At 47.5% G+C, this 12,868-nt stretch carries 2 protein-coding genes and 1 pseudogene; 2 read left to right on the top strand and 1 reads right to left on the bottom strand.

Going from position 1 to position 12,868, the window contains the following annotated elements; translation table 11 throughout:
• Nucleotides 1-285 precede the first annotated feature (285 nt).
• Nucleotides 286-1,398, top strand: a complete 1,113-nt coding sequence (locus AACT52_RS18765; RefSeq protein ID WP_073627113.1) for an S-(hydroxymethyl)glutathione dehydrogenase/class III alcohol dehydrogenase — start codon at nucleotides 286-288, stop codon at nucleotides 1,396-1,398.
• A gap of 328 nt (nucleotides 1,399-1,726) precedes the next feature.
• The gene (fghA, locus tag AACT52_RS18760) at nucleotides 1,727-2,572 is read left to right on the top strand and encodes an S-formylglutathione hydrolase (RefSeq protein ID WP_073627110.1); all 846 of its coding nucleotides are present in this window, start codon (nucleotides 1,727-1,729) and stop codon (nucleotides 2,570-2,572) included.
• Nucleotides 2,573-2,803: 231 nt separating this feature from the next.
• Here the strand turns inward: fghA and AACT52_RS18755 are convergent.
• Nucleotides 2,804-12,751, bottom strand: a pseudogene (locus tag AACT52_RS18755) (amino acid adenylation domain-containing protein); the annotation flags it as partial.
• Between the last annotated feature and the right edge of the window lie 117 nt (nucleotides 12,752-12,868).

Here is a 12,868-nt window from a genome sequence, read left to right as displayed (position 1 = left end):
CTTTTATCCAATTTAACTAGAAAATGTCATTATCGTATACCAACACTATAATTTATAGCGCTTCTTACTCGTAGAAAAAAGATACAGATTTAGAGAAAACGAATAGTACAGCCGCTGATCTCCTTAATACCCAGGGGAGATATTACGCTCATATTGAATTTATATGTATAAAAAATACCAATCATTGGCAATAAATTCTTGAAATTTTAAAAAAATCTGCTGAACCGCTCCTGGCTCTAAACTCAAATTAGCCCGTTTACTGAACTTAAAGAGGAAGGCGCAAGAGTGGAAGTTAAAGCAGCAGTCGCTTACAGTTCTGGTAAGCCGTTAACTATTGAAACAGTTCAACTAGAGGGACCGCGTGCCCTTGAAGTGATGGTGGAGATTAAAGCCAGTGGAGTTTGTCACACCGACGCTTACACTCTTTCTGGTGCTGATCCTGAAGGTTTATTCCCGGCAATCCTAGGACATGAAGGCGCTGGCGTTGTTGTGGAGGTAGGGGAAGGCGTTACCAGTGTCAAGCCGGGGGATCATGTTATTCCCCTCTACACTCCAGAATGCCGCCAGTGCGAATATTGTCTGAGCTTCAAAACAAATCTTTGTCAAGCAATTCGCGCCACTCAAGGGCGCGGTGTCATGCCTGATGGCAGCAGTCGCTTTTCCATTGATGGGGAAATGATCCACCATTATATGGGCACATCCACCTTTTCAAATTATACAGTGCTGCCAGAAATCGCCGTGGCAAAGATTCGCGAGGATGCGCCGTTCGATAAAGTTTGTTACATTGGCTGCGGTGTGACAACGGGAATTGGTGCAGTCATCAATACGGCAAAAGTAGAACCGGGAGCTAATGTGGTGGTTTTCGGTTTGGGCGGTATTGGTTTAAATGTTATCCAGGCAGCGAGGATGGTAGGAGCCAATATGATTGTGGGGGTAGATATCAATCCCAACAAGAGAGCTTTGGCAGAAAAGTTTGGCATGACTCACTTTGTCAACCCCAAGGAAGTTGAAGGAGATTTGGTTCCTTATCTGGTTGACTTAACTAAAGGCGGTGCTGATTACAGTTTTGAATGCATTGGCAATGTAAATATCATGCGCCAAGCCTTGGAATGTTGTCACAAAGGTTGGGGCGTTAGCGTAATTATCGGCGTCGCTGCTGCTGGCGAGGAGATTCGTACCCGTCCTTTTCAACTTGTGACTGGGCGCGTTTGGAAAGGTTCGGCGTTTGGTGGGGCAAGAGGACGTACAGATGTACCAAAAATTGTTGATTGGTATATGCAGGGCAAAATCAACATTGACGATTTAATCACTCATGTGATGCCTATTGAGCAGATTAATGATGCTTTTGATTTGATGCACAAGGGAGAGTCAATTCGGAGTGTGGTGACGTTTAATTAGGTGACGAACCACACCAGACGCACAGACAGCACAGAAGATTAAGAGCACAGCTAAATAAGCACTCGTTTTTCTCTCGTTCCCAGCCTCCGGCGGGGAATGCCTACCGTGAGGCTCTGCCTCAGATATAACGGTTCTGCTTTGGATGCAACACGGGCTCTTGGGCACAACATTGTTGTGCCCCTACAAAAACCTGTATTTTACCCAATTGATAACTGCCATATTTGTACAATACCAAAGAGGCATCAGCCTCGCAAAGAAGAAAACTATATGTTTTGCGAATTTCTGTAAATAGAAACAGAAAATTTAGTTTTGAGACAAATAAAATTGAATGGCTCATCTCAACCTCATTTCAGAATATAAATCCTTCGGTGGCAAACTCGGCTTTTACTCTCATCCCTCCTCTACCTGCAACGGGGAAATGCGATTTGCCGTTTACCAACCACCGCAAGCCAGTCAGAAACCTGTGCCAGTTCTCTATTTCCTCTCCGGTTTGACTTGCACAGAAGAAAATTTTATGGTAAAATCAGGCGCACAGCAATATGCGGCAAAATACGGTTTAATACTCATAGCACCGGATACTAGCCCCCGCAATACTGGTATTCCTGGTGAAGATGACGATTGGGACTTTGGCACGGGTGCTGGTTTTTATGTGGATGCGACTGTTGAACCTTGGGCATCATACTACCGAATGTATAGCTATGTCGTCCACGAGTTGCCTGCTTTGATTGCTCAACATTTCCCCGTACAACCAGAGCAACAAGGCATTTTTGGTCATTCAATGGGGGGACACGGTGCGCTTGTGTGCGCTATAAGAAACCCCCAGCAATACAAATCAGTATCAGCCTTTGCACCCATCGCTGCACCAATGCGCTGTCCTTGGGGTGAAAAGGCGTTTAGCCGTTACCTTGGCGAAGAGAAAGAAAGTTGGCGTGCCTACGATGCCAGTGAATTGATCAGGCAGTTCGGATACCATAGTTCCATTCTCATCGACCAAGGTACGGCTGATAAATTTCTCAAAGAGCAGTTGCTACCCGAGGTGTTTGAGCAAGCTTGTGCGGCAGTGAATCAGCCGCTCAAGTTGCGTTATCAGCAAGGCTACGACCACAGTTACTATTTCATCGCCAGTTTCATCGAGGATCACATCCGCCACCATGCTGATTCACTAGGGGATTGAAACTGCAAACTAATTCGTCATTGAGTCGCTAAGGGACTTCCAAAAAATAAATGATTCAATCTTGTGCGGGGTGGGCATCCTGCCCGCACAAGATAAGTGGCAGTTCACGTTGCCTGCCTCCACAAGGGGTATTTGGGTACTTTTTTATTTGAAAGTCCTTAATTCCGAATAAGCTTCGCGAAGCCAAAGGCTTGGCGAAGCGTCTGCGTCAGCAGAAGGAAATTTTAGCTATTACGAATTACGCTGCGCCTTTTCCAAGCAATCCTTCAATTTCTCTGCTAGTACCCCTACATTGGGTTCGTCAAGAAAGGTTAGGTGAGAACCGGGAAGGTGATGGATATCTACTCCGCCAGTCACTACTTCGCCCCAACCGAATTGCGGATCGTATTGTACGCCTACAGCTTCGTCGCGATTCTTATCTTCAGTCCGCAACAAGGTCATTCGACCTGGGTAAACTTGGAAGGTATAAACGCTTGCAGCCTCCACATTAGCACCTATGATGCTTAAGTGCTTATCCGTTTCTGGTAAATCATGCACTACATTCAAGTAACGCTTGTATCTGTGTTTAAGATGGTACGTACCCCACTCTCTCCAGCCTGCCAGCTTCTGCCAAAGGTAGGTAGGTCCTTGTTGTAAAACATTCTTGAAATGCAAGAGAATTCTCAGAAGGAATGGCAATCGTTTGCTATAACCAGGACGGCAGGTATCCAACATAACTAGAAGACCTACTTTCTGACCTTGCTTGTGAAGTTGGTGAGCCATCTCGAAGACGATTGTACCCCCAAACGAGTAGCCTACCAGAAAATAAGGACCATTAGGCTGAATAGTCTGGATTTCCTTAATGTAGTGCGCTGCCATGTCTTCAACTCGGGTATAGGGAGGGAGTTTTCCATCTAGCCCTTGTGGTTGTAGCCCATAAACTGGTTGATCCGACCCCAGATGCATTGCCAAAGGGCGGTAACACAGAATTTCTCCACCAAGCGGGTGCATGCAGAACAAAGGCGGCTTGGAACCGTTGGGTTGAATTTCTACTAGGGATGACCAAGGAGTTTTTGATTTTTCCTGATCACCAGATGCTAGTCGCTCTTGTTCTTGGTAGAGCATCTTAGCAAGAGTTTCTACTGTACCTGATTGGAAGAGTGTGGCTAGGGGAATTGATGTACCGAATTTCTTCTCTATTTGAGCGAATAAGCGTACGGCTAGCAAGGAATGCCCCCCCAGGTCAAAGAAGTTATCCTTTATGCTTATGGGTTGGATGCCTAAAACTTCTTCCCAAATCTGCGTCAGCTGGCGTTCTATCTCAGTTCGTGGAGCAACAAAGGTTTCTTCCACCTCTTGCCTGACTTGCTCTGGCATTGGCAACGCTCGACGATCTACTTTACCGTTAGGAGTTAACGGTAGAGCGTCAAGCATCACAAAAGCTGAGGGAATCATGTATTTGGGCAGCTTCTCTTTGAGAAAGCGCCGCAGTTCATCGGTTGTAGAGACTTGCTCCTGCTGTGGAACGACATAGGCAACTAAGCGCTGATCACCTGGTTGGTCTTCGCGGGCAATGACTATCACTTCTCGGACAGCAGGGTGGAGACCTAACACCGTCTCTATCTCTCTGAGTTCAATGCGTACCCCTCGGATCTTAACTTGACGATCCAGGCGACCAAGAATTTCCAAAGAGCCATCTGGACGATAGCGTCCGCGATCGCCTGTATAGTAAAGCAAATCTTGTTCGTCGTTGCCCAAGGGGTTCTTGACAAACCGAGAACGATTTTCTTCCGAGGCATTGATGTAACCTAAACTACGGAATGGTGTCCGTATAACAATCTGACCTGGTTCACCAGTACCACACAGCTGGTTGTTTTCTCCTAAAACCAGTGCTTGGGTTTCTGGCTGTGGTGAACCAACAGGTTGTACTCCAGGCAAAACATCAGCACTGACTCGGTAAAAGCACTTTGCCAAAGTTGTCTCTGTCGGTCCATAGAGATTGACAATTTCGCCTCCTTCTGGGAACGTTTCCCTCCACCTACGTATGAGTGTATCTTTGAGAGGTTCTCCGGCAAAGAAGATACGTTTTAAGGCACGTAGAGAAACGGACGGTGGTACATTAACTAACCACGATTGGGCAAGAGTTGGAACAGTGTGCAGCACAGATATCTGCTCGCGTTCCAACCAACGCAGAATTCGTGTCGGTTCTAGTTCATCCCCTTCTGCTGGTAGACAAAGAGTTGCTCCACTGGTCAAAGGTAAGAAAATATCTCTAAGGACGACATCAAAGGAAAGCCCTGTCAATTGGGCGCTGCGGTCTCGCTGGTCAATTGCAAAAGTTTGTCGTTGCCAGTGGAAAAAATGCGCCATCCCTTTATGACAACCCAACACACCTTTAGGAACACCAGTAGTCCCGGAAGTAAAGAAAATATAAGCTGCATCGTCAGGAGACAGTTGAGGTAGCTGTATTGCACTACTGCTATCTATATCGGCATTTATTGCTACTCCTGTGTCTGGATCTACGCAGATGGTAACTAGGGACTTCCATAACTCCTTCTGTTCTGGCTGCTCGTCACCGATGCACAATAGATACTTTGCCTTGGATTCTTGGAGCATGACCTGCTGCCGCTGGCTGGGAAGCTTCGGATCAATAGTCAGTAACACACCTCCACTCAAGAGTATGCCCATCATACTGGCAATCAACCCAAAGCTTCGTGGTCCGAACACCGCCACAACTTCACCCCGCTTGACCCCATGATTCAGCAGAACCCTTGCTAGGGCATGAGCGCTTGTGGACAATTCGCTGTAGTTCCAGGAGCGATCGCCTTGGCGGACTGCTGAGTGTTCTGGTGTGGAATTTACCCAAGAGGTGAACATTGTAGTCACCAATTCGTACCGTGGCTGGGGCAACACCGCACTCAGATCTGGAAGCAAAAGTCGGGATTCTGGTGTGACGAGCGAATATAACCCGATTGAGCTGTCTGGAGTGGCAATGATCTGCTCAAGCAGATACTGGAATTGATTCAGAAGGCACCTCATGCGTGCAGCAGAAAATAGAGCCCGCTGATACACGAGTTCTAAACTCAGTTCACCTAAGTGTTCCTCAACATACAAAGTCATTGAGAATTTTGATTCAGGTTCGTTGAGTTCTAGCAAGCTCAGCGTCAATCCAGGCAGTTCTAAAGCCGTCTGGGGAGTGTTGATGAAGTTGAACATCACATCAAACACTGGGTTTCGGCTCAAGTTACGTTCTGGATGCAGTTCTTCTACCAGCTTCTCGAAGGGTATGTCTTGGTGTTCATAGGCATCTAAAGCCACCTTACGAACTCGACCTAGCAGTTCCAAGAAACTCGGGTTGCCGCCAAGGTTGCTACGCAAGGGGACCGTGTTAAGAAAACAACCAATGAGTTCCTCAGTTTCAGTCTGGTTGCGACCAGCGATTGGAGTACCGACGATAATATCTTCCTGTACTGTATAGCGGTAGAGTAATGTCTTGAATGCCGCTAATAGCGTCATGAACAAGGTCGTATCTGACCGCTGGCTCAGTGTTTTGAGTGCCTTAGTGAGTTTCTTTGATAACACTAAAGATTCGCGTGCCCCCTGGTGGTTCTGCACTGGCGGTCGCGGTTGATCAGTGGGCAATTCCAAAGGTGTGATGCCCGCTAGCTGGTTTTTCCAGTAGTCTAGCTGGGTGTCCAGTACTTGACCAGATAACCATTGGCGTTGCCAAGCGGCAAAGTCGGCATACTGGATGGGCAATTCTGGCAGGGGATTTGGCAAATCGTTCAAAAACGCTTCATACACGGCTGCCAACTGTTGGGACAGGATGCCCATCGACCAGCCATCAGAGGCGATGTGATGCATGACTAACAGGAGTATATGCTCCTGGTGGTCTATTTGCAGCAAGGTAGCTCGCAACATCAAGTCAGATGTTAAGTCGAAGGGACGTTGTGCCTCATGCTTCAACAGACGCTGCGCTTGCTCTTCTTGATTGCTTGCTTGCTCCTGTGTCAAGTCAATGATTTTAAGTTCTACTGACCTCGGAGAACTGATGATCTGCACTGGCTCACCATCCTCTGTGATAAAGTGAGTTCGCAGGACTTCGTGATGAGCAACGATCGCATCCAAAGACTGTTGCAATACATTCACATTGAGCTTACCCAACAAGCGTTGTGCCAGCGGCATGAGATAAGCCGCGCTGTTAGGCTCTATTTGCTCCAAAAACCAAATCCTTTGCTGGGTAAAGGATAGGGGGGCTGATTGCCGAGCAGCTAGTTGAGGAATAGTCTGCTGTTCTAGGACTTCTGTACTCTGGTTCCCAATCTCAGTGTTAGCCAAGCTTAACGAAGTTATCGCACTTGCTAGACCTGCAATAGTTGGTGTTTCAAACAACAAACGTAGCGGAATTTCCAAACTCAAGCTTTGGCGTATCCGAGAAATCACTTGCGTCGCCAGCAGTGAATTCCCCCCAAATTCAAAGAAGTTGTCGTGGATACCCAAGCGCTCTAAACCCAAAACTTGCCCCCAAATAGCGGCTAACACTTCTTCGGTAGCGTTGCGGGGTTCAACAAAGCTGTTGGCATCACCGAAATCTGCTGTATCCGGTACTCTCAATGCGCGGCGGTCTACCTTGCCATTGGGGTTTAATGGCAGCGTATTTAACAAAACAAAAGCTGCGGGCACCATGTACTCGGGTAGCTTATTCTGCAAAAAGCTGCGCAATTCACTTGGGCTGGGTGAAACTTGTTCCGGGTGTGCCACTAAATATGCCACCAAGCGCTTGTCGCCCGGAACATCCTCTCTGACCATGACTAAGGTTTGTTGCAGCGCAGGATGTGTAGCTAGGGTTGCTTCAATTTCTCCCAACTCAATGCGGAAGCCACGAATCTTGACTTGGTGGTCAATACGACCGAGGAACTCTATGTTCCCGTCGCTCAAGTAACGCGCCAAGTCCCCAGTTTTGTAGAGACGTGCGTTCGGTGCGCTACTAAAGGGGTTGAGAATAAACTTTTCTGCAGTCAGTTCGGGACGGTTGAGATAGCCTCGCGCCAAACCGATACCGCCAATGTGCAGTTCGCCCGAGTGACCGACAGGCACAGGCTGCAAATTCTTATCCAATATATAAGTCTGTACATTGGCAATGGGGCGACCAATGGAAGCAAAGGCATGATGAGTACCGCGCTGGCATATCCAAATGGTGACATCAATGGAAGCTTCTGTCGGACCGTAGCAGTTTATTAAAATATCGTCCAAATTCAATCGGTTCAAGAAGCGTTCCCCAAGTTCGATCACTAACGCTTCACCACCAGTGGTGACGTGTCTCAGAGATTGGCAATTCTCAATTCCCTCTTGTTCCAGTAAAACTTGGATGATTGATGGTACCAAGCCAGATACAGTAATTTGCTGTTCGGTAAACACTTTAACCAGATAAGCAGGGTCTTGATGTCCACCAGGGCGAGCCATGACCAACTGTCCTCCAAACGACAACGGCCAGAATAACTGCCACACAGAGGGGTCAAAGCTAAAAGGAATGGTCTGTAAGACTTTGTCTCGTTCGGTTAATTGAAACGTTGCTTGCCGCCAGTAGAGGTGATTGCAGATTCCACGGTGAGCAACCATGACACCCTTAGGCTTGCCTGTAGAACCAGAGGTGTAGATGATGTAAACTAAGTTATCAATTGTTACCTCAGACACAGGGTTCTCTTCGCTGTGCTGGGCAATGAGTTGCCACTCAGAATCCAAACAAATTACTTGCGCTTGATGAGCTGGTAAGCTGTTGACCAATTTCTCTTGGGTGAGCAACACTGGTGTCTGGGTGTCCTCCAGCATGAACTCTAAGCGCTCTTGTGGATACTCTGGGTCGAGAGGCACATAAGCACCACCTGCCTTGAGAATTCCCAGTAGTCCCACCACCATCTCTAGGGAACGTTCGATACAAATCCCAACGAGTACATCCGGTCCTACGCCCAGAGTTTGTAGGTAGTGTGCCAATTGATTGGCGCGATTATTCAACTGCTGGTACGTAAGTTGCTTGTCCTCAAAAACCACCGCCACGGCATGAGGCGTCTTCTCCACCTGCTGCTCAAACAACTTATGAATACACTGCTCTTGATACTCTGCCTGAGTATTGTTCCACTCAACAAGTAACTGCTGTCGTTCATTTGGAGTGAGCAGTGGCAATTGGGTAACGTGCTGTTGTGGATCACTCACAATTGCTTCGAGCAATGTCTGGAAATGCTCGCTCATCCGCTCGATACTACTGGCATCAAACAAGTCAGTATTGTATTCCCATAACCCGCGTAGTCCCTGTTCTGTTTCCTCAATTGATAAAGTGATATCAAATTGGGATGCCAAGTGATCCACGTCTACGGAAGTGATGCTCAGTCCTGGCAACTCTAATGTTTGATTGGGAACATTCTGCAGAACAAACATCACTTGGAACAGAGGGTGGTAACTTAATGAACGCTCTGGTTGTAGCTGTTCTACAAGCTTTTCAAACGGCAAGTCTTGGTGGGCATAAGCGGACATTGCCGTTGAGCGCACCCTTTGCAACAGTTCCCTAAAGTTGGGGTTGCCAGACATATCGGTGCGTAGAACCAGGGTATTGACAAAAAATCCAATTAGCCCTTCTATTTCCTCGCGATTTCGCCCCGCAATCGGAGACCCGACTAAAATATCTTCTTGTCTGCTATAGCGATACAGCAAGGTCTGGAACGCCGCCAACAATGTCATGAACAAGGTCACACCTTCTTGCCGTGACAATCCATGCAGTGCTTGCGATAAACTCTGGGGTAATACAAAAAATTGCCTGGCACCTCGGTAAGACTGGACTGGTGGTCGTGGTCTATCTGTGGGCAATTCCAGGACTGGGGTTGCACCCGTCAACTGCTGTTTCCAATAGTTGAGTTGCTTTTGCAGCACTTCACCAGAAAGCCATTCGCGTTGCCAAACTGCAAAGTCGGCATACTGAATCGGTAATTCTGGCAATGGATTAGATAAGCCGTCCTTGAACGCTTGGTAAAGCGTTGTCAACTCCTCATATAAAATGCTCATCGACCAACCATCGGTGGCGATGTGGTGCATGACCAACAGCAAGATATTCTCTTGTGGCGATTGCCCAAGGGGCAGTGGCGGAGCCAATCGCTGTATCAAACACGCACGCAGCATCAAGTCTGATGTTAAATTGAAGGGGCGCAGCGCTTCATTTTGTAGCAGTTTTTGTACAGTGCTGCTGTCTTCAGTTAGCGACTCATTGATCAGGTTAATTACCTTCAGTTCCACTGACCGAGGAGCGCCGATAACCTGCACAGGATTGCCATCTTCAGCAATATAGGTGGTTCGCAGGATTTCGTGGTGAGCGACAATTGCATTTAATGACTCTTGCAATGCATCTATGTTGAGGTCGCCTTGCAACTGCATTGCCTCAACAATGTTATATGCTGCACTGTCTGGTTCTAACTGTGCCAATAACCACAGTTGCTGCTGCACATACGATAAGGGGGCTGACTGTCGGTTCGCAACTCGGGCAATAGTCTGGTGTTCCTCTATACCTATACCCTGGTTTTGACTTTGGGTAATGGCAGTTGCTAAATCGGCAATGGTTGGTGTTTCAAACAGCAGCTGTATCGGAATTTCTACACCAAAGGCTTGGCGTATCCGAGAAATCACTTGCGTCGCCAGCAGCGAATGTCCGCCCAATTCAAAAAAGTTATCGTGGATGCCTACGCGTTCCAGACCCAATACTTGCGCCCAAAGAGCCGCTAAAACCTCTTCCGTAGAATTACGAGGTGCAACAAAGTTGTTGTCACTAATGAAATCGGATGTATCTGGTGCAGGCAAAGCGCGGCGGTCTATCTTACCATTAGGTGTTAATGGCAGTGTATCCAACAACACAAAGGCTGTGGGCACCATGTAATCGGGTAGCTGCTCCTTCAAAAAGCGGCGTAGTTCACTCAGACTAGGGGGAATATGCTCTGTCACAACCACATATGCCACGAGCCGCTTGTCTCCAGGAACGTCTTCACGGGCAATGACGACAGCTTGCAGGACAGATGGGTGTTGTCGCAGTACAGCCTCTATCTCTCCCAATTCAATGCGGAATCCGCGTATTTTTACTTGATTGTCAATACGCCCAATATAGTCAATATTACCATCAGGTAAATACCGGGCTAAGTCCCCTGTCTTGTACAGGCGTGACCCTTGTTCCTGGCTAAAGGGGTTGCGGATAAATTTTTGGGCTGTCAACTCTGGGCGGTTGAGATAACCTCGCGCTAGTCCATCACCGCCGATGTGCAGTTCCCCAGGCACTCCAATAGGCACTGGTTGCAGATGGGAGTCGAGCAGATAAATTTGCGTGTTGGCGATCGGGCGTCCAATGGGGATTGATGTCTGAGATAATAATTGCGTTGCTGCTACTTCAAAGACGGTTGACCAAACCGTCGTCTCCGTAGGACCGTACATATTCCAAATCGCAGCCCCTGTTGCTAATAATTGCTGCGCCAAGTCACCAGGTAAGGCTTCACCGCCGCAAAGAATTTTCAACCCAGGAACACCACCCCATCCAGCAGCCAGAAGCATCCGCCAAGTGGCTGGGGTAGCTTGCATCACTGTAGCTCCACCCGCAGCGATTTGCTCGCTCAGCAGTCTGCCATCGCTTGCCACTTCCCGCGTCACCAAGTCAATACGCGCGCCTGTTATTAGGGGCAAATAAAGTTCCAAGGCGGCAATGTCAAATGATATCGTTGTCACCGCTAAGACGACATCGGCCTGTGTTAATCCGGGTTGGCGCTGCATGGATGTGAGGAAATTGACCACAGCACCGTGCGGAATTTGCACTCCTTTGGGCTTGCCAGTCGAGCCGGATGTATAAATAACGTACGCCAAATGAGCGACGGTAGAACAAGGTGTAGGATTTTCGGTGCTAGTAGTGGCAATGCGATCCCAGTCTGTATCTATGCAGACGACTTGCAATGGCGACACTGCATCCTCCCTAATATCTTTGTTTATAGGGAGTTGGGGAGAACTGATTTTTGGTGAAGAATCAGTTAACAGCAGTGATACCTGAGCATCCGACAAAATGTAATTTAGCCGCTCTTGGGGGTATGCTGGATCTAGAGGTACGTATGCTCCACCCGCTTTAAGGATTGCGAAGAGTCCTACCACCATCGAAAGCGATCGCTCTACACAAATTCCCACAAGGGCATCTGGTTTGACTCCTAGCTCTTTAAGGTAATGTGCTAGTTGATTTGCCCGTTGGTTGAGCTGCTTGTAGGTGAGTTGTTCGCTGCCAAACACGACTGCTACCGCATCCGGTGTCTGTTCTACCTGAGCCTCAAACAATTCATGGATACAGACTTGTTTCGGGTAATCTGCTTGGGTGTTGTTCCACGCGAGCAACAGCTGTTGTTCTTGAACACTCAGCAAGGGTAATTCTGAAATGGAGCGATTGGGATGAGCAACAATTTCCTCCAGCAATGTCTGAAAGTTTCGATTCATCCGGGTAATTGTGGCATCATCAAACAACTCAGCGTTGTATTCCCACTCCCCTTTGAATCCTTGTTCTGTCTCCTCCATTGACAAGGTCAAATCTAACTTGGATGTCACCTTATCTAATTCAGAGGCTGTGATGGTCAATCCGGATAAATCCAATGTTTGTTCAGGTTTATTCTGCAAAACAAACATCACCTGGAACAGGGGGTGATAACTGAGCGATCGCTCTAATTGCAATTCTTCCACCAGCTTCTCAAACGGCAAGTCTTGGTGAGTTTTGGCTGACAAAACAACTGATTCCACCTTTTGCAGCACTTCCCGAAAACTGAGATTACCCGATATATCAGTGCGTAGGACAAGGGTATTAGCTTTCAGTCCACTTAGCCATTCATTCTCCACCACAATGGGAGAACCCACTAAAATGTCTTGTTGTCCACTGTAGCGGTGCAGTAAGGTTTTGAATGCCGCTAACAATGTCATGAACAGTGTCACATCCTCTTGCTGTGACAATGTATCCAGCGCTGCAGATAAATTCTGGGGTAGCACGAAAGATTGCTTTGCACTTTGGTAAGTTGGCACTGGTAACCGTGGTCTATCCGTAGGCAATTCCAGTACTGGTGTTGCACCCGCCAGTTGCTGTTTCCAATAGTTGAGTTGCTTTTCTAACTCAATATTTGATGGAAGGTGTAAATTTTTATCTGTTAAGCGCATAGATACCTTGTTACAAAAATGGTTTTGTTAATCAATAGACTCAGTTACCAACTTTTATCACTTGAATACTAGTGCAAGAAGACAGAAGTAACGAGACAGAAGGCAAAATCCTGTAAG

It is taken from the genome of Scytonema sp. HK-05 (assembly GCF_963872035.1).
Taxonomy (GTDB): domain Bacteria; phylum Cyanobacteriota; class Cyanobacteriia; order Cyanobacteriales; family Nostocaceae; genus Kalymmatonema.
Note: the sequence above shows the minus strand (reverse complement) of the source record. Positions and strands in the feature narration are given on the sequence as shown.

What these genes read in the sequence shown, in the direction of transcription:
- fghA (WP_073627110.1), top strand. Translation starts at nt 1,727, where the DNA reads ATGGCTCATCTCAACCTCATTTCAGAATATAAATCCTTCGGTGGCAAA.